Annotated in this window: 19 protein-coding genes, 1 tRNA gene and 1 pseudogene; 12 read left to right on the top strand and 9 right to left on the bottom strand. The window is 62.0% G+C overall.

The genetic code is table 11. The features are described from left to right. Positions 1-69: 69 nt before the first annotated feature. The gene (locus SB753_RS07500; RefSeq protein ID WP_410799813.1) at positions 70-348 is read left to right on the top strand and encodes a hypothetical protein; all 279 of its coding nucleotides are present in this window, start codon (positions 70-72) and stop codon (positions 346-348) included. A gap of 742 nt (positions 349-1,090) precedes the next feature. On the opposite strand, the gene SB753_RS07495 is transcribed toward SB753_RS07500, so the two are convergent. Then, a complete protein-coding gene (locus tag SB753_RS07495) occupies positions 1,091-1,327 on the bottom strand; it encodes a hypothetical protein (protein ID WP_087752589.1) in 237 nt (78 codons plus the stop codon). 579 nt (positions 1,328-1,906) lie between these two features. Here SB753_RS07495 and SB753_RS07490 point away from each other — a divergent pair. Both SB753_RS07490 and SB753_RS07485 read left to right on the top strand, forming a co-directional pair. Beyond that, entirely contained in the window at positions 1,907-2,110 is a 204-nt protein-coding gene (locus tag SB753_RS07490) for a hypothetical protein (protein ID WP_310355773.1), read from the top strand. A 660-nt stretch (positions 2,111-2,770) separates the two neighbouring features. Continuing rightward, positions 2,771-2,965, top strand: a pseudogene (locus tag SB753_RS07485) (tyrosine-type recombinase/integrase); the annotation flags it as partial. Between the two features lie 68 nt (positions 2,966-3,033). Here the strand turns inward: SB753_RS07485 and SB753_RS07480 are convergent. Further along, positions 3,034-3,118, bottom strand: a tRNA-Leu gene (locus tag SB753_RS07480). Positions 3,119-3,345: 227 nt separating this feature from the next. Here SB753_RS07480 and SB753_RS07475 point away from each other — a divergent pair. The 6 genes from SB753_RS07475 to SB753_RS07450 are packed head-to-tail and all read left to right on the top strand — an operon-like array spanning position 3,346 to position 9,273. Continuing rightward, a complete protein-coding gene (locus tag SB753_RS07475; protein ID WP_088174790.1) occupies positions 3,346-4,413 on the top strand; it encodes a LacI family DNA-binding transcriptional regulator in 1,068 nt (355 codons plus the stop codon). Between the two features lie 47 nt (positions 4,414-4,460). After that, entirely contained in the window at positions 4,461-5,540 is a 1,080-nt protein-coding gene (locus SB753_RS07470) for an ABC transporter substrate-binding protein (protein WP_410799811.1), read from the top strand. Then, a complete protein-coding gene (locus SB753_RS07465) occupies positions 5,537-6,361 on the top strand; it encodes an ABC transporter permease (protein ID WP_020065443.1) in 825 nt (274 codons plus the stop codon). Before SB753_RS07470 ends, SB753_RS07465 begins: the two co-directional genes overlap by 4 nt. A gap of 49 nt (positions 6,362-6,410) precedes the next feature. Then, a complete protein-coding gene (locus SB753_RS07460) occupies positions 6,411-7,316 on the top strand; it encodes an ABC transporter permease (protein WP_410799809.1) in 906 nt (301 codons plus the stop codon). Beyond that, positions 7,313-8,401 (top strand): ABC transporter ATP-binding protein, encoded by a 1,089-nt coding sequence (locus SB753_RS07455; protein WP_408171002.1) that lies wholly within the window; start codon positions 7,313-7,315, stop codon positions 8,399-8,401. Before SB753_RS07460 ends, SB753_RS07455 begins: the two co-directional genes overlap by 4 nt. A gap of 44 nt (positions 8,402-8,445) precedes the next feature. Then, positions 8,446-9,273 (top strand): phosphodiesterase, encoded by an 828-nt coding sequence (locus tag SB753_RS07450; RefSeq protein ID WP_410799807.1) that lies wholly within the window; start codon positions 8,446-8,448, stop codon positions 9,271-9,273. Between the two features lie 22 nt (positions 9,274-9,295). Here SB753_RS07450 and SB753_RS07445 read toward each other — a convergent pair whose 3' ends face one another. Beyond that, on the bottom strand, positions 9,296-9,781 hold the full coding sequence (locus tag SB753_RS07445; RefSeq protein WP_410799805.1) for a DUF2569 domain-containing protein: 486 nt from the start codon (positions 9,779-9,781) through the stop codon (positions 9,296-9,298). A 197-nt stretch (positions 9,782-9,978) separates the two neighbouring features. Here SB753_RS07445 and SB753_RS07440 point away from each other — a divergent pair, with 197 nt between their 5' ends. Then, positions 9,979-11,181 carry an MFS transporter gene (locus SB753_RS07440; protein ID WP_410799803.1) on the top strand — a complete coding sequence of 401 codons (1,203 nt, stop codon included), beginning with the start codon at positions 9,979-9,981 and terminating at the stop codon, positions 11,179-11,181. A 13-nt stretch (positions 11,182-11,194) separates the two neighbouring features. Here SB753_RS07440 and SB753_RS07435 read toward each other — a convergent pair whose 3' ends face one another. The 5 genes from SB753_RS07435 to SB753_RS07415 form a co-directional block, all read right to left on the bottom strand. Next, a complete protein-coding gene (locus tag SB753_RS07435) occupies positions 11,195-11,623 on the bottom strand; it encodes a response regulator (RefSeq protein WP_027775480.1) in 429 nt (142 codons plus the stop codon). Positions 11,624-11,643: 20 nt separating this feature from the next. Then, positions 11,644-12,276: a response regulator transcription factor gene (locus tag SB753_RS07430; RefSeq protein WP_013338705.1), complete on the bottom strand. Its 633-nt coding sequence runs from the start codon at positions 12,274-12,276 to the stop codon at positions 11,644-11,646. Between the two features lie 118 nt (positions 12,277-12,394). Continuing rightward, the gene (locus SB753_RS07425; RefSeq protein WP_020065436.1) at positions 12,395-12,967 is read right to left on the bottom strand and encodes a bacterioferritin; all 573 of its coding nucleotides are present in this window, start codon (positions 12,965-12,967) and stop codon (positions 12,395-12,397) included. A gap of 83 nt (positions 12,968-13,050) precedes the next feature. Then, positions 13,051-13,212: a DUF1328 domain-containing protein gene (locus tag SB753_RS07420; RefSeq protein WP_006052455.1), complete on the bottom strand. Its 162-nt coding sequence runs from the start codon at positions 13,210-13,212 to the stop codon at positions 13,051-13,053. Positions 13,213-13,321: 109 nt separating this feature from the next. After that, positions 13,322-13,498 carry a DUF1328 domain-containing protein gene (locus tag SB753_RS07415; protein ID WP_020065435.1) on the bottom strand — a complete coding sequence of 59 codons (177 nt, stop codon included), beginning with the start codon at positions 13,496-13,498 and terminating at the stop codon, positions 13,322-13,324. 239 nt (positions 13,499-13,737) lie between these two features. On the opposite strand from SB753_RS07415, the gene SB753_RS07410 reads away from it, so the two are divergent. Together SB753_RS07410 and SB753_RS07405 are read left to right on the top strand one after the other, a co-directional pair. After that, positions 13,738-15,279, top strand: coding sequence for a sensor histidine kinase (locus SB753_RS07410; RefSeq protein ID WP_410799800.1), 1,542 nt, complete (start codon positions 13,738-13,740; stop codon positions 15,277-15,279). A 228-nt stretch (positions 15,280-15,507) separates the two neighbouring features. Beyond that, positions 15,508-15,642, top strand: coding sequence for an entericidin A/B family lipoprotein (locus SB753_RS07405; protein ID WP_020065433.1), 135 nt, complete (start codon positions 15,508-15,510; stop codon positions 15,640-15,642). 268 nt (positions 15,643-15,910) lie between these two features. On the opposite strand, the gene SB753_RS07400 is transcribed toward SB753_RS07405, so the two are convergent. Beyond that, a complete protein-coding gene (locus tag SB753_RS07400) occupies positions 15,911-16,705 on the bottom strand; it encodes a DUF4397 domain-containing protein (protein ID WP_020065432.1) in 795 nt (264 codons plus the stop codon). Positions 16,706-16,845 lie beyond the last annotated feature (140 nt).

The raw sequence follows: 16,845 nt of genomic DNA, 5'->3' as shown, positions 1-16,845 counted from the left end.
ACCAAAATTGTTGACGAGCAGCGCACGCGTCAACTCATAGCTGCACAATCCGCAAGCAACGGGATCACAATGAAAACGAAAACAGCGCTGGCAGCACTGACCATGCTCACCGCATGCACCACCATATCCGACGTCACGCCCGCTGGCGACGGCCGCTACACAGTTACCACGCAGGTCCGAGGCGGCATGACCGCATGGGGCGAGGTCAAGGCGTCGAGCCTGCAACGGGCGGACGCATACTGTAGGCAGCAGGGCAAGCTGATGCATCAGGTCGATATGCAGACGCACGGCGTCCGCGGATGGACGCCCCAGGAGGCAGAGCTCACGTTCTCATGCACGACCAGTTGATGCCGTCCTGGACAGCACTATGATCAAGCAATCAACGTAGTTTCGGTGGACATTTGCAGCGTAGTTGATCCTCGGTGCGGACGCCTATGCCCGTGGTGGTCATTACCGCTGCGGCCGCAGATGCAATTCACTCGGGACACTCGTCTTACTCGGAATCATTGCCTTAGCATGCGTTGGAGGCGCCACGTTAAACCGCCCCATTTCGACCCATACGGCAATCCGCGCCCCTGCGTCGGTTGCGAGCACTTCGGCGGAGTATCGCACCGGCGGCTCGATCGTTCTTTGCATGTACGGCGGTCGCGCCCGAGTCAACGCGCAGCCGGAACAGGGCTGTGTGCATTGGCTTCGCTCCATTGGCCCAGACGACTAACAGAAGGCAAAGCGACGGGTATAGAAGTCAGCAAGCCAGCAGCGCAACCAGACATACGACTGCCAAAGTGAAAAACACGCTGCCTGCGACTAAGTCGTACGGATATTTCATGCGATCCCCCGATTTCTCAGCCAGCAAGAATACGGTGGACCGAAATGGCGCACTGTTAAGGATGGTTAGACATGAAAAATGTGCGCGGCGGGCTTGTGGAAGCTGTCGGCACCGGGTTTGATCTTGCCCGGCAGGCAAAGTACATCTCGTCTTCTGGCCGCGCACTGTAGACGGAGCAGCGCTCTTTTCACCCAATTCCCTGAGGTATTCAACCACCCGGGAAAACTCGCTGCGTTGCTCGACGTTCTTGAACACTTCCTTTCACTTGCGCATGTGCCTGGAGCTGATCGCATCGCCCCAGTACTTCTTCCCGTCCTTTTCCATCGACCATGGATCCGAATGCTCACGATGACTGCGTTCGACGTAGTCCTCACCTTGGGAGCTTAGCCGCGCGCGTTCTTCGCGCCGATGTCGGCGGTGCCATTTTGCTTTCTCGGGCGCCTCGGTCTCAGCGGTCGTGTTACCGAGAATTGGATTCTTCCGTTTGCTACGACTCATCGCCGACCTCCTGAAACCAGCGGTGCTCCCAGATGGAGAGACGGTCCTTTTGATGGCGCCGCGGATTGCCGCACATCCAGCAGCTGCAAGGGGTGGGAGTGTCGATCAGGCGGCCGATTTGTACGTCAGTTTTCTTCGGCTTCCCGGCCCACCAGTCCCTACGTTTATGTTTGAGTCGCGCCCGATCCGCCCGGCGCCGCGCTGTACCTGCCATTTCACACCTCAGTTTTAAATGCTGAATGTGCGAAAGCCCGCTCGCGGCGGGCATGATGGGCGGTGTTCAATTCGGTGAGAGTGGCGTTTGAGTATGGTACCTCACACACTGCCGGGGTGGCTACGATTGCCGCGTCTACAGTGGAGCCGATCAATGATGAACTGTGCGGTTTCCACGCCTGCCGGAGCGCCGCTGACTTACTACACAGCCGACATTGCGCCGACGCTTGAATCGATGCTCTCGGGGATCAAGAAGGACACGTGACCACTATGCGAATTTTTCCTGATGAGTTGTTCCTTCCTATTGCGACAGGGCGGCATCCAACTTGACCTCAAGCTTTTATCGACGCTGCCGTTAGTCTTCGCATGGACCCCAACATCATCACCCAAGCAAAAGCATTCTTCGAGTCGGCGAGCATTGCAGCCGAAGCCAGCGTTGTCGCGCGATACGGGGAGTTCGACATCTTCAAGGAGAAGCACTGTGCTGCATACGACGCCGCATTGTTTCCGCTGCTCGTGGAGTACTTTGGCGACATGACGATCGAGGAGGTGATAAGCATCGTCGGGTAGCCTCAACGATGGTGGCTCATCATCGAGATTGCAGTGTCGCTACACCTTCCGCCGAATGATCGCGTTCATGATGTCACACAGTTCGAGCGCGGAGCCCGATCCCGGAAGGATGAAGCGAAAATGGACAAGACTTCGGACGTCGTCAAAGTCGCAGCATGGGTTGCAAAGCTGACGGCCGAAACGCAGAAGTTGAAACTGTAGGTGCGCTGGATGTCCTTAGTATGGCGCGCGGCCTGATCCTCGCGATCATGACAATCGCGAAGTTTCTGTTCAACTAAATCCGAGGGCCGCCGAAAGGCGGCTTTTCTCTATGAAATGTTCGTCTCCGAAAGCGTCCGACTTCCACGATCTCAAGAACCGATTGGATCGCACAGGCGAACAGATGGCCGAGCTGTTCGGCGTCGCGGGTAGCCAGCAATGGCGCAAATATACGGGTGGCGTCGAGCCACGCGAGATGAGTCCACACATCCTTTTTTCGGAGCCGCTCGGCTTGCACTGTCTCCCGATGAACTAGCGAAGGTGCTGGCAACGATGCGGAAAATAGGTGCTGAGATCGAATTGGATTGATGTGTTGCCGGGACGCAGCCAAGACGGCATACGTGAAGGTGGGCAAGCCGGGCGAGGCTGTCACGCTACCCTTAAAGCCCCTATCCGAACACGAAATTCCATGATCTGCGGCACGGCGCCGCGTCGGAAATGATTAACGCGGGAATCGACCTGTTCACGGTCGGCGGCGTCCTAGGGCACAAGTCCGTCGTGTCGACCAAACGGTACTCGCACCTCGTCACTGACAGACTGGCTGCTGCAGTGGGTAGGATCGGGCAAAAGAGGAAGGACCCGCAGAATCCGGTTTAGGGCAGAAAAATCCACACCCCCTCGTTGGTACGCGTTGCGCGATTTCGTCATTTCCCGCGCTGGGCGAATGGTGCCGGGGACCGGACTTGAACCGGCAAGCCGTTAGGCGGCGGATTTTAAGTCCGCTATGTTTACCAATTTCATCACCCCGGCGAGGGTGGTCAAAACGCGTGGACGCGCATTCTACCATTGGCCGCCTGGCCGGCCAAACCTCCGCAGCGCCGCCGATCGAACCGGCAACGCCAACACACCCGCACCGCACTTCACCGCCCCCGCTCGACTTCAAACCAAACAATCCGCAACCGAAACCGACGTCATCGCCAAGTCACAAACCTTTCCGATAATCCGCTCCTGAAAACGTTTACAACCGAGCGGAAATCATGACCCCGACAATCAAGGACGTCGCTGCGCACGCGGGCTTTTCGATCGCGACGGTCTCGCGCGCGATCAACGCGCCGCACACCGTCAATCCGGTCACGCTCGACAAGGTGCGCCAGTCCATCGACGCACTCAACTTCCGGCCCAGCCCGCTCGGCCGTCAACTGCGCGGCGAGCGCACGCGCCTGATCGGCGTGATCGTGCCCACGCTTGCCAACCCTGTGTTCGCGGAGTGCCTGCAAGGCATCGACGAACTCGCGGCCGCGCAAGGCTACCGGCTCATGCTGATGACCACCCAGTACGACGCCGAGCGCGAACGCCGCGCCATCGAAACGCTGCGCGAGCATCGCGTGGAAGGCCTGATCCTGACGGTCGCCGACGCCGACACGCATCCCCTTCTCGACGAGCTCGACCGTGACGGTCTGCTCTATGTGCTGATGCACAACGACACGGTGCGCCGTCCGTCGGTGTCCGTGGACAACCGTCTCGCCGCCTACGAAGGCGTGCGCATGCTGATCGCGCACGGCCATCGCCGCATCCTCATGCTCGCCGGCACGCTCGCTGCCTCCGATCGCGCGCGGCAGCGGCATCTCGGCTACACGCAAGCAATGCAGCAAGCCGGCCTCTCGCCTGCACCCGCGCTTGAAGTCGACTTCAACGCGGACGAACTGTCGCCCGCGGTGCTCGCGCATCTGACGAGCGGCCCGAACCGTCCAAGCGCCCTCTTCTGCAGTAACGATCTGCTCGCAATGGTCGTGATGCGCGGCCTGCGCCGGGCGCGTCTGCAGATTCCACGCGACATGTCGATTCTCGGCTTCGACGGTCTCGCAATGGGCGAACTTTTGTCGCCGCCGCTCGCAAGCGTCTGCGCGCCGAACCGTGAGATCGGCTGCGCCGCATGGCGCCGTTTGCTGACACGCGTCACCGCAAATTTCGAAGGTCTCGGCGAAACGCCGCTTGCACTGACGCTGCCGCACAGCTTGCGCGAAGGCGCCACGATCGCCGCAATTTCAAATCGCAACGACGCGGGCGCGACGCATGTCGGCCAGCGTCTTCATCTCCAACCTTGAACAATCCACCTGAACCACCCGCTCTCTTCCATTCCAGGAGAACCGCAGTGATCCGCTCTTCCGTACGCCTTGCATCGGCAGTCACACCGCTGATGCGCCGCCTCGTCCAATCCACCGCCGTCGCACTGTGCGCCGGTACGCTCGTGACCGCCGCGCTTGCCACCGTCACCTCGCAAACGGCCCACGCCGATGAAACCGCGATCTGCTACAACTGCCCGCCCGAATGGGCCGACTGGGCAAGTCAGATCAAGGCGATCCAGCAGAAGACCGGCATTCGCGTGCCGTTCGACAACAAGAACTCCGGCCAGTCGATCGCGCAGTTGATGGCGGAACAAAAGAGCCCGGTGGCGGACGTGGTGTATCTGGGCGTCTCATCGGCTTTCCAGGCGAAAGACAAGGGTGTCGTCGAGCCGTATAAGCCCGCGCATTGGGACGACATCCCCGCGAACATGAAAGACCCGCAAGGCTACTGGTTCACGATCCACTCGGGCACGCTCGGCTTCTTCGTCAACAAGGACGCGCTCGAAGGCAAGCCCGTGCCGCGCTCGTGGGCAGACCTGCTCAAGCCCGAGTACAAAGGCATGGTCGGCTATCTCGATCCGTCGAGCGCATTCGTCGGCTATGCAGGCGCGGTCGCGGTGAATCAGGCGCTCGGCGGCACGCTCGATAACTTCGAACCGGGCCTCGACTGGTTTCGCAAGCTCAAGGCCAACGCGCCGATCGTGCCGAAGCAGACCGCCTACGCGCGCGTCATGTCCGGCGAAATTCCAATTCTGCTCGACTACGATTTCGACGCCTATCGCGCGAAATACAAGGATCACGCGAACGTCGAATTTGTGATCCCGAAGGAAGGCACGATCTCCGTGCCGTACGTGATGAGTCTCGTGAAGGGCGCGCCGCATGAAGCGAACGGCAAGAAGGTGCTCGACTTCGTGCTCTCCGACGAAGGCCAGAAATTGTGGGCCGATGCGTATCTGCGCCCGGTTCGCGCGAACGCGATGAGCGCGCAGACCGCCGCAAAATTCCTGCCGGCAAGCGACTACGCACGCGCAAAACCCGTCGACTTCGGCAAGATGGCCGAGAAGCAGTCGAGCTTCGGCGAGCGTTATCTGCAGGTGATGCATTGAACGACATTACGTTCCCACTGCGCTGGCGCATTGCACTGATCGCGCCGGCGCTAGCGGTCTTCATCGCGTTCTGGCTGTTGCCGATGGGCGCCCTCGCGCAACTGAGCGGCGACGGCCACGCGTTCGCCACCTACCGCGCGATGCTGACGAATCCGCGCTACATGTCGAGCCTCGGCGCGACGATCGTGTTGTCGGCGGCCGTCACGGCGGCCACGTTAGTGCTCTCAGTGATCGCCGGTTTGCTGCTCGCGCGTCGCGAGTTCGCGTTCAAGCGCACGCTGCTCGCGTTGCTGACGTTTCCGCTCGCGTTTCCTGGCGTAGTGGTCGGCTTCATGGTCATCATGCTCGCGGGACGCCAGGGGTTGATCGGAGCGCTGTCGCTCAAGCTCACCGGCGACCGCTGGGTGTTCGCCTACTCGATGAGCGGCCTCTTTCTCGGCTACCTGTACTTCTCGATTCCGCGCGTGATCGTCACGGTGATGGCGTCGGCAACCAAGCTCGATGCATCGCTCGAAGAAGCCGCGCGTTCGCTCGGCGCGTCGCCGTGGCGCATTACGCGCGACATCGTATTGCCCGCGCTGTCGCCCGGCCTGATCGCGGCGGGCGCGGTGTGCTTCGCGACCGCGATGGGCGCGTTCGGCACGGCATTCACGCTCGCAACCGACATCGACGTATTGCCGATGACCATCTACACCGAGTTCACGCTCAACGCGAACATGATGACGGCGGCCGGACTTTCGATCGTGCTCGGCATCGTCACGTGGGCGGTGCTTGCATTGGCGCGCAGCGTGAGCGGCTCAGCCGTGGCGGCGAGCGCATGAGCGGCGTCATTCGATACAGCGCGAACCCAACCGGAAGCAGAACCTCTCGATGAATTCCATTACTTCCTCTTTGCCGTCCGAGGCAAAGCCACGTACGCGGTTCCGTCTGCCCGATGCAAGAGCGTGGCTCACGGCGGGCCAATGGCTCGTCACGCTGCTGCTATGCGCGTTCCTGATCGTGCCGGTTGTCATGTCGATCGTCGCCGGCGTGACCGTCAACTACTTCAAGGGTGTTTCGAGCGGCTTCACGCTGCGCTGGCTCGTCGAAGTGTGGACGCAGTATCACGGCTCGGTGTTCCTGTCTCTCGAAGTGGCAGCGATCACGTTGCTTATCACGCTGCTGACCGGCGTTCCCGCAGGCTACGTGCTCGCGCGCAGCAAGACGCGGCTTTCGCGCATCGTCGAGGAATTCCTCGTGCTGCCGATTGCACTGCCGGGTCTCGCATCGGCTCTCGCGCTCCTCGTGGTGTACGGCGGCTTCACGATGTTCCGCATGAGCGTGGCGTTTATCGTCGTCGGACATGTGGTGTTCACGCTGCCGTTCATGGTGCGCGCGGTTGCCGCAGTGTGCGCGAGCAGCGACCTGCGCACGCTCGAAGAAGGCGCGGCAAGTCTCGGCGCGAGTTTCATGCAGCGCTTCGTGACCATCGTTCTGCCGAACGCGAGGCCGGGCATCGTGGCGGGCGCGCTCGCCGTGCTGACGCTTTCCATCGGCGAATTCAATCTGACGTGGATGTTGCACACGCCCGACACGAAAACGCTGCCGGTCGGTCTCGCCGACACATATGCGTCGATGCGCATCGAAATCGGCAGCGCCTACACGATTCTCTTTTTCATCATGACGATGCCGCTCCTCGTCGCAATGCAATGGCTCGGCGTCGATGCGACCGGGCAGCGCAACGCGGCGAAAAAACGCATCGCCGGTTCTGCTTCGAATTCCGTCACGACACCATGAAACTCGCCTCTACCGCTGTGCCCGCTTCTGTTGCCGGCTCGGTTCCCATCACGTTGACGCAATGCGCGAAAACGTTCCGCGGCACACGTGTGCTCGAACCGGTCGATCTTCATATCGAAGCCGGTGAGACGCTCGTGCTGCTCGGTCCGTCCGGCTGCGGCAAGACCACGACGCTGCGCATGATCGCAGGACTCGAAACGCCCGACGCCGGCGGCCGCATCGCATTCGGCGACGACGACGTCACCGCCCTGCCCATCGAAAAACGTCAGGTGGGCATGGTGTTCCAGAGCTATGCGCTGTTTCCTAACCTGACCGTGCGCGGCAACATTGGTTACGGATTGAAGATCAAACGTATGCCTGCGGCGACAGCGCGGCAGCGCATCGACGAATTGCTTGACATGATGCGCCTCACCGCGCATGCCGATAAACCGATCGACCAGCTCTCCGGCGGACAGCGTCAACGCGTGGCGCTGGCACGCGCGCTTGCCGTGCAGCCGCGCGTGCTGCTGCTCGACGAACCGCTCACGGCACTCGACGCCCGTTTGCGCGACGCACTGCGCAGCGAGATGAACACGCTGCTGCGCAAACTGGGCATTACGACCGTGTATGTGACGCACGACCAGGCCGAAGCGATGGAACTGGGCGACCGCATCGTCGTAATGAGCGCCGGGCGCATCGAGCAAATTGGGTCCCCGCGCGACATCTACTACCGACCTGCAAATCGCACCGTCGCGCAGTTCGTCGGCACGATCAACCGTGTCGCCGGCGAACGCCGCGGCAACATGTTGACGACCACGGGCGGTGCCGTGCCGCTGCCTTCGACGCCCACGCAAATTGCGACGCCGGCACGCTCGGCGCACGAGATTTTTTTCCGCCCAGAAGACGCGTTTCTCGCCGATCCCGCACACGCACAACTGCAAGGTCACGTCGAAACAAGCGCGTTTCTCGGTGAGCGCACGCGCCTGACGATCAGCGGCGCCGCACCGGATGCGTTGCTCGTCGACGTCGCGGGCCGCGTCGAACTGGCGCGCGGCACGCCGGTCGGCATCTCGATCGTGCAGGACGCGCTGATTGCGCTATCGTAATAACGCGGCGCTGCTTTTGAGCGCGCTCAAACAAGGACTATCCCATGCTGCTGGCTCAAATTAGCGACCTGCATATCAAGCGGCCCGGCGGGCTCGCCTATCGCCGCGTCGACACCGCCGCGTATCTCGCGCGTTGCGTCGATGCGCTGAACGCACTCGTTCCCCGTCCTGACGCCGTGATCATCACCGGCGACCTCGTCGATCAGGGCGATCCGCAACAGTACGAACATCTGAAGACGCTGCTCGCGCCGCTTGAATTGCCCTACTTTCTGCTGGTCGGCAATCACGACGACCGGGCCGCGCTGCGCGCCGCCTTCCCCGACCGTGCGGAACTGCACAGCGGCGGCGAATTCGTCCAGTACGCATTCGATGTCGGCGCATTGCGCGTGATCGCTCTCGATTCGCTGGAGCCGGGCCAAAGCGCCGGTACGCTGTGCGACGCGCGGCTCGCGTGGCTCGAGACGCAACTCGACGCGGCGAGCGGCAAGCCAACAATCGTCGCGCTGCATCATCCGCCGTTTGCTTGCGGCATCGGACATATGGACGAGTTGCGGCTCGATCCTTCTGCGTCAGCCAGACTGGCTGCACTGATCGCGCGTTATCCGAACGTGGAGCGCGTGATCTGCGGGCATGTGCATCGCCCGATGTTCGTGCGTTTTGGCGGCACGATTGCATCCGCGGTACCGGCGCCCGCGCATCAGGTCGCGCTCGACCTTCGCGACGACGCGCCGTCGGCGTTCATGATGGAACCGCCTGCGTATGCGCTGCATCGCTACGATCCGGCAACAGGTCTGGTTACGCATCACGCGTATGTCGATGCCGCCGACGGTCCCTATCCGTTCCACGAGCCGGAAGGTGCGCTAATCGACTGAACACGCGTCCGTTTCTGATGGATCAGCGATTGACGAACGTTCGACGCGCGCGCCGCGATACGCTGAAGTACGGTATTCCGAGCGCGGCCGCGACGATCGCCTGGATCAGGCCGTCGAACGGAATCGCAATGTCGATCCCAATCGCATGCGTCATGTAATCGCTTGCCAGATAAGCGCCGGTGCGCAGCACCAGAATCGCACCGAGCCACGCCTGCACGTGCACGTTAAAGCGCGCCGATCTACGCACGGCGAGGAGCGTCAGCCAACCTGCACCCGCCACGATGAACGCGCCGGTCATCACATTCGCGCCGACCATGACGATCACCGTGCGATACCAGCCATGTGTTCCGGCGCGCGCGAATACCGCAAGCAATTCCCATTCGAGCATCATTTCCAGTGGGTCGCGCATTGCGATTGCGGTAGCGAGCGCCCACGCCGCGAAACAGATCAGCGCGATGAGCAGGCATCCGCCAATGCGTGGCGACTGGCGTTGAATCGAGCGTGTCATGGGCTCTTTCATGAGATCGTACGGAGTTGGCTGAGATAGCGCGCCGATTCTACGAATCCGGGCCCGGCAAACTTCGCATTTTTGTCACGGGCGCACATGGCGCACGAGTGGCGGCGAGTCAGCACAATCCGGTTCGCTCCGGTATGATCGGCACGCTTGAGGACCGTGCATGGGCCGGTCCGCCCACCGCTTCTCTCATGTCCACTTCCAACGCGTCCACACCCGCCTCCGCCGACCGGTCGCTGCGCAGCCTGCTGCTTCTGCTCGCGACCATTGCCGGCATCTCGGTCGCCAACATCTATTACAACCAGCCGCTGCTCGACAACTTCAGGCAGTCGTTCCCCGCGAGCGCGTCATGGGTAGGCGCGGTGCCGGCCATCACTCAGCTCGGCTACGCGGCCGGCATGTTGCTGCTCGCGCCGCTAGGCGATCGCTTCGACCGGCGGGCGCTGATCCTGCTACAGACTGCGGGCATGTGCGTCGCGCTTGTCGTGGCGGCCGCCGCGCCGACGCTGTCGGTGCTGATCGTCGCGAGCCTCGCGATCGGTGTGCTCGCTACCATCGCCCAACAGGCGGTGCCGTTCGCCGCCGAACTCGCGCCGCCGTCGGAGCGCGGGCATGCGGTCGGCACGGTGATGAGCGGTCTGCTGCTCGGCATCCTGCTGGCGCGGACAGCTGCAGGCCTCGTTGCGCAATACCTCGGCTGGCGTGCGGTATTCGCCGCTTCCGTGGTCGCATTGCTCGTGCTTGCCGTGGTCATCATCCTGCGTCTGCCGAAAAGCAAGCCGACCTCGACGCTGACCTACGGCAAGCTGCTCATGTCGATGTGGCATCTGCTCGTCGAGCATCGCGCGTTGCGCGAGGCTTCGCTGACGGGCGCCGCGCTATTCGCCGGTTTCAGTATCTTCTGGTCGGTGCTTGCGCTGTTGCTGGCGGGCGCGCCGTTCCATCTCGGACCACAGGCTGCGGGACTGTTCGGCATCGTCGGCGCGGCGGGGGCGCTCGCCGCGCCTCTTGCCGGCAAGTTCGCGGACCGCCGCGGACCACGCGCGATCATCACGCTGTCCATCGTGCTGGTGGCAATCTCCTTCGTCGTGTTCGGCGCATCCGCGAAGAGCATCGTGGGACTCGTGATTGGCGTGATCGTGCTCGACGTCGGCGTGCAGGCCGCGCAGATTTCGAATCAGTCGCGCATTTACGCGCTCAAGCCCGACGCACGCAGCCGCGTGAACACCGTGTACATGGTTGCGTATTTCATCGGCGGAGCGATCGGCTCAGGCGTCGGCGCAGCGGTGTGGCCGGTTTTCGGATGGGTGGGTGTGAGCGTCGCGGGTCTGTTGTTCGCGGGCCTCGCCGCATGGAACCATCTGGCGCTGCAGGCTCGTACTGCCAAAGGTTGATCGCGGCGAACGCTTAGCCGTTGCTTCGTGCGAATGCGTACTCGTGCAGTGCATCGATTACGCGATCGAATTCGAAAGACTTGTCGTAGAAGTGGCGCACGCCATATTGTTCGCAGCGCTCGCGATAAGCCGGCAACGCATGGTTGGTCAGCACCGCGGCGAACACGGAGTCGATCAAACCTTCGCGCTGCAAATAGGCCAGGACGGGTACGCCCGAGCCCTGCTTCAATTGCAGATCGACAATCACCGCGTCGAACGCGTCGTCGCTCAGGAGCGCGATGGCTTCGTCGGCCGAATCGGCATAAGCCGCCACGCGCAGCGAACCCGACGCGTCGATCGCCTCCACGAGACTGCGGCGGATCAGCGGCGAATCCTCGATAAGCAGCACGCGCAACGGTGCGCGGCTGGCTGACTCGGCAACGGTGTTCGATTCGCTGTTCATCGGGATTTCTCGATCGTCCATTATTCGATCAAGCCGTTCTTGATCGCGTAATAAGTCAGATCGGCATTGTTCGCCAGGCGCATTTTCTCGAGCACGCGAGCCCTATACGTGCTGACCGTTTTCACGGACAAATGCAGTTCCTCGGCAATCTGCGTGGGAATCTGCCCCGCCGCGAGCTTGCAGAAAATCTGAAACTCGCGCTCGGACAGCGCTTCGTGCGGCCGCGCCGCCGCCGGTTTGTCGAGATTGTCGGCAAGCGTGTCGGCCACCGCCTCGGATAAATAACGATGCCCTCGCGCTACCGCACGAATCGCGCGCACGATCTCGTCGGGTTCGCAGTCCTTGTTCAGATAACCGTTCGCGCCCGCGCGCAGCAGGTTGATCGCGTACTGGCTCTCCGGGTAGCCCGAGAGGATCAGCACGCCCTGCTCCGGGCGCACCTGCTTGATGACGCGCAAGGTGTCGATGCCGTTCTTGTCCGGCATCGCAATGTCGAGCAGCACGACGTCGAATGCCTGTTCGCGCACGAGGCTGATGGTTTCGTCGCCGGTGGCCGCTTCCGCCGCGACGCACATGTCCGGCTCGTCGGCGACGAACTGTCTGAAACCCCCTCGGACGATCGCGTGGTCGTCAGCTATCAACACTCGAATCATCGGCTTGGTGTCCGTACGATGGAATCGCTCCAAAGCAGACATTGTAATGACGTCGCGCCGTACTTTGGCGTTATCGCGGCCGGAACCGCCGGCCGCAAGCTCGCCATGCCAGGCGCAATCACTCGCGCCCTTCGAGCAGGTCGGCCATATCGTCCGCATGCTCTTCCTCGACTGCGAGAATTTCTTCGAACATACGCCGCGTCGTCACGTCCTTCTCGCCAAGATAGCGGATGATCTCGCGATAGGTGTCGATAGCGATGCGCTCGGCCACCAGGTTCTCGCGAATCATGTCCGTCAGGTTCTCGCCTTCCTTGTACTCGGAATGCGCGCGCGTTTTCAGGCCGTCCGGCGCGAAGTCCGGCTCGCCGCCAAGCTGCACGATGCGCTCGGCGATACGGTCGGCATGTTCCTGCTCTTCGGCCGCGTGCTCCGCGAATTCGGCGGCTACCGCTTCCGAGTTGATGCCCTTCGCCATGAAATGATGGCGCTTGTAGCGCAACGTGCAGACGATTTCGGTAGCCAGCGCGTCGTTGAGGAGCTTGAGCACCGTGTCGCGATCAGCGCCGTAAGTTTGCGTGACCGGACCATCCGACATGTGCTTGCGGGCGTCGTCGCGGATCTTCTGAATGTCCATCACGAACGGATCGCTCGACTGCGATGCCGCGCCTTGGGCGCCAGGTGTGTTCGCCATTGAATCTCTCCTTTATCCGTATTGGGGGGTGGCTGCATCACGCAAGGTGCCCGCGCGATGCGCCGATAGAATCATGTTCAGATCTATGTTCGGAAGACACCGAGCAGCAGCGTGACCACGAACACGACGAGGAAAATATAGAACAGTATCTTCGCGATCTCGGCCGCGCCCGCCGCGATTCCGGTGAAACCGAACACCGCAGCAATGATGGCGATGACGAAGAACACGATGGCATAGTGAAGCATGGCGACTCTCCTTCTTGTTGGTATCTGCGGGGATTTCCGTGCGCTCAGGTTGCGCGTGCCGCTTTGCTTAAGCGCCCAGTTTCAGGCGCCTCGAGGAGGCAAAGCGGCGCTAATCGACGATTTTTTTCGTCACCACGAAGCCGAGCACGAGGAACACCACGCACAGAATCAGGAACACGACAAACAGGAACTTCGCGATTGCCGCCGCGCCCGCAGCCACGCCGGTGAACCCAAGAAGGCCGGCGATCACCGCGATGACGGCGAAGAACAACGCCCACTTCAGCATGATGGCTTCCTCCAGAACAGTGAATGGGATCAGGTTCCATCGTATCCAGCTGTATCGCCGGGCGCATTCCGACGCACTCCGGTTTTCGTGTGAGAATCCGCTTACATTGGATTACGGCCGCTTTACGCGAAGCGGCCGGGACGCAGATTCGCCACGCACAATGTGCGCGCCAGCGCGCGGGCGCGCACCCGCGGCGACTGCAGCGGACGCTACACTGATGCGTGTCCAAGGAGTAGAACGTGTCAAACGTGCAGAACGCGGCTGATGTGCATAATGAAGTGCACAATAAAGTGCAGAACGAAGCGCAACAGGAAGCGCGAACCGGATCGCAAACCCCGGCGCCGCAACGCGGCGCCGCGGCCCGCCTGAGCAACTGGATGCGCAACCGCAGCTGGGCGATCGCGATGACCGTGGCGATTGTGATCACCGTCGGCGGCCTGGTGATTCTCGAAACCGCGCGCGAGCGCATCGCCGCCGAGTACGAGACAGCGCTCGAAGCCCGCGACGTCACCGTGCAACTCAGCGCGCTCGCGAGTCAGCTATCGCGTCTGAGCGCGCAGCAAAGCGACTTTCTTCTGACGAAGCGTGACGCCGCGGCTCACGATTTTTGCGCAACCGCCGTCAGCATTCGCGACAGCGAACAGCTGCTGGAGCGTTTTTACCGCAGTCCCAAAGCCGATAGCGCGGAGCTCGCGAGCTTCACGCAAATCCGCGCGCTGATCGACGCGCGAATCGGCGCCGGCGCCGCCGCCTTGCAACGCGCGGCGCCTCGTCCGCTCGATCTGAGCGCATGCGGCAACGCGAGCCATGCCAACGCGGTAGATGCGGCGCTCGTCGACAGCACACTGAGCCTGCTGCGCGACAACGAAGAACGGCGCGCGCAGCACGCACTCGCCGCGAGCCGTGCCGATCAGCGCATTTCGACGTTATGCGCGGCTGGCCTGTCGGCGCTCAATATCGTGTTGTTCATTCTGCTCTTCCGCAATCTGGGCATTCAGATCGACCGGCAGGCGCGCGTTCAGCGTCAATTGATCACACAACAAGGCGAGCTCGATCAACTCGTGAACGAACGCACGCGTCAACTCGAGGCACTCGGCTGGCATTTGCAGGCCGTCAGCGAAAACGAGAAGACGCAACTCGCGCGCGAGCTGCACGACGAACTCGGCGCCATTCTCACCGCGAGCAAAATGGACGTGGCGTGGGCAAACCGCAAACTGAAAGAGAGCGACCCGGACATCTCCGAGAAGTTAAAGCGCGCGCTCGCCAATCTGGACCAGGGCATTGCGCTCAAGCGCCGCATTATCGAAGACATGCGGCCTACCGTGCTGGCGAATTTCGGTCTTGTGACCGCACTGCGCACACTCGCCGACGAAGCCGCGCAACGCAATAACTGGACGCTGAACCTGCAGCTTCCCGCCGACGATATCCAGCTCGACGAGCAAACGGAAATCGCGCTCTTTCGCGTCGCGCAGGAATCGTTGACGAACGCGGCGAAGTACGCGCGAGCGTCGCAGGTGTCGATCGGCTTGCAGGTCGGCGACGGGCGCGTCACGCTCGATATCGCCGACAATGGCGTAGGCATCATGCCAGCCGATCTGACACGCACGCATACCCATGGACTGCTCGGCATGCGTCAGCGGGTCGCCGCGCATGGCGGGCAGTTCGACATCAGACGCGGCGTGCCGAGGGGTACCGACATCCATGTCGTGATGCCGAGCGTCAGCACGTCGGCGCAGCCGGGCAGCGACCCGTTGCCGTTCCCCGCGCGCACTTCGGTCTAGCCGCGTTGCGCCGCGCTTGAATCCGCTGCTGCTCGTATTTGTAGGAGTGCGCCGACGCCAACACCAGAGCACGCCTACAACAAAATCGCAGCGTAGCCGACAGCGCGGCACGCACCCTTTTTTTACCATGCAATCAGACCGGATCGACTGGCGCAAGCCAGGGTCGGCAGCTAGCACAGCCGCTAGCGGGACACGTCTACCGATACCTTCTCGACAAGGAGAACTTTCATGAATCGACTGATCGCTTTGCTTCTCATCGCAGGCACGGCCGCGCTCGCCGGCTGCAACACCATGGCAGGTGCTGGCCAGGACATCTCGAAGGGCGGCGACGCCCTTACCAACTCCGCTGAAAAGGCGAAGTAAGTCGTTCTACGTCGAGCGGCCAGCGCCGCCGCGGCGCATAGCCGCTGCGTTTGAACGAAACCCGCTGCGGGAAACCGCAGCGGGTTTTTTGTTGAACGTTGTTGAACGTTGTTGAGCGCGGTCATGTCCGGGTGCGGGTATCGAATGCATGTATCGATGCTTGCGCACAAAACAAAGCGGCGACCCACATGCGTGGATCGCCGCCCCGTCCTCCCCAGGACTTGCCGCTATCGCGTGCGCTGCAATGCGCGCACGCTCTCTAGCGAACTTATGCGCCCGTCAGCGTGTTCGACAATTCGACGCTCGGCGTGTTCGTGTTGCCGTTCTGCACGACGAGCAGATGGATCTGTCCCACCGCCAGCTGGCTCAGCGCGCCGCCGATCGGCACCGACGTGATCAGCCAGTCAGCGTTGTTCGACAACGTGAACGACTGCGACTGATAGATCGGCGTCTTGCTGCCGGCCGCCGTCGCGATCAGCACATACTGGCCGCCCGACACGTAGATGGAATCCTGGCCGCTTGCCGGCACCGCGTTCTTGAACGACAAGCCGGACATCGTCGGGGCTACGTTGCTGATGTTCGTGTTGGTCGACTGGACCAGATAGAGGTCGAGGTTCGGTGCATTGCCCGATGCGTTGAAGCCCCGCACACGCGCGCTGTTCGAAAGCAGACCCTTGTCGAACGGATCGTCGATCAGACCGATGTCGGCTGCCGCCGCGCCCGGCAACGCGAGCACCGTATATTCGTGGCCCTTCGCGACGTTCGGGAAGTTGCCGCTTGCGAGCGCGGTCGTCGTGCCGGTTGCCGCATAACCCACGTTCGTCGAGCCCGTGTTGATGTTCGTGAAGTTCGTCACGCCCTTATACGAGACATTCGTCTGTCCCGACGGTGCGGTGCCGTTCACGAGAAAATCCACGGCCGGTCCGCTCGGGATCGCATGCACGAAATGGATTTGCGGGTTCGTCAGGCCAAGCTCTTTGCCTACGTCGTCGGAGCCCCCGCCGCACGCGCTCAGGACAGAAGCAACGGCAATCACGGCCGCCATGGTTCGGATCAGTTTCATTGTGTTCACCTATATCGATGTCGGGCTCTCCGCCCATTCATATGCGGGCGCACGCTTAAAGACAGTGCCATCTGAAACCGTGTTCGATGCGTTGTTCGAACGGTCCCGGTCCGGCTGTCCTTCGCGAAGCACTCCCTCCT

This window comes from Paraburkholderia sp. SIMBA_053 (assembly GCF_046534895.1).
GTDB lineage: Bacteria > Pseudomonadota > Gammaproteobacteria > Burkholderiales > Burkholderiaceae > Paraburkholderia > Paraburkholderia caledonica.
The sequence above is the reverse complement of the archived record's forward strand: the minus strand, read 5'-3'. Positions and strand labels throughout refer to the sequence as shown.

Coding starts and splice junctions, on each gene's coding strand:
- SB753_RS07500 (WP_410799813.1), top strand. CDS start 70: ATGAAAACGAAAACAGCGCTGGCAGCACTGACCATGCTCACCGCATGC.
- SB753_RS07495 (WP_087752589.1), bottom strand. CDS start 1,327: ATGAGTCGTAGCAAACGGAAGAATCCAATTCTCGGTAACACGACCGCT.
- SB753_RS07490 (WP_310355773.1), top strand. CDS start 1,907: ATGGACCCCAACATCATCACCCAAGCAAAAGCATTCTTCGAGTCGGCG.
- SB753_RS07475 (WP_088174790.1), top strand. CDS start 3,346: ATGACCCCGACAATCAAGGACGTCGCTGCGCACGCGGGCTTTTCGATC.
- SB753_RS07460 (WP_410799809.1), top strand. CDS start 6,411: ATGAATTCCATTACTTCCTCTTTGCCGTCCGAGGCAAAGCCACGTACG.
- SB753_RS07455 (WP_408171002.1), top strand. CDS start 7,313: ATGAAACTCGCCTCTACCGCTGTGCCCGCTTCTGTTGCCGGCTCGGTT.
- SB753_RS07450 (WP_410799807.1), top strand. CDS start 8,446: ATGCTGCTGGCTCAAATTAGCGACCTGCATATCAAGCGGCCCGGCGGG.
- SB753_RS07445 (WP_410799805.1), bottom strand. CDS start 9,781: ATGACACGCTCGATTCAACGCCAGTCGCCACGCATTGGCGGATGCCTG.
- SB753_RS07440 (WP_410799803.1), top strand. CDS start 9,979: ATGTCCACTTCCAACGCGTCCACACCCGCCTCCGCCGACCGGTCGCTG.
- SB753_RS07435 (WP_027775480.1), bottom strand. CDS start 11,623: ATGAACAGCGAATCGAACACCGTTGCCGAGTCAGCCAGCCGCGCACCG.
- SB753_RS07430 (WP_013338705.1), bottom strand. CDS start 12,276: ATGATTCGAGTGTTGATAGCTGACGACCACGCGATCGTCCGAGGGGGT.
- SB753_RS07425 (WP_020065436.1), bottom strand. CDS start 12,967: ATGGCGAACACACCTGGCGCCCAAGGCGCGGCATCGCAGTCGAGCGAT.
- SB753_RS07420 (WP_006052455.1), bottom strand. CDS start 13,212: ATGCTTCACTATGCCATCGTGTTCTTCGTCATCGCCATCATTGCTGCG.
- SB753_RS07415 (WP_020065435.1), bottom strand. CDS start 13,498: ATGCTGAAGTGGGCGTTGTTCTTCGCCGTCATCGCGGTGATCGCCGGC.
- SB753_RS07405 (WP_020065433.1), top strand. CDS start 15,508: ATGAATCGACTGATCGCTTTGCTTCTCATCGCAGGCACGGCCGCGCTC.
- SB753_RS07400 (WP_020065432.1), bottom strand. CDS start 16,705: ATGAAACTGATCCGAACCATGGCGGCCGTGATTGCCGTTGCTTCTGTC.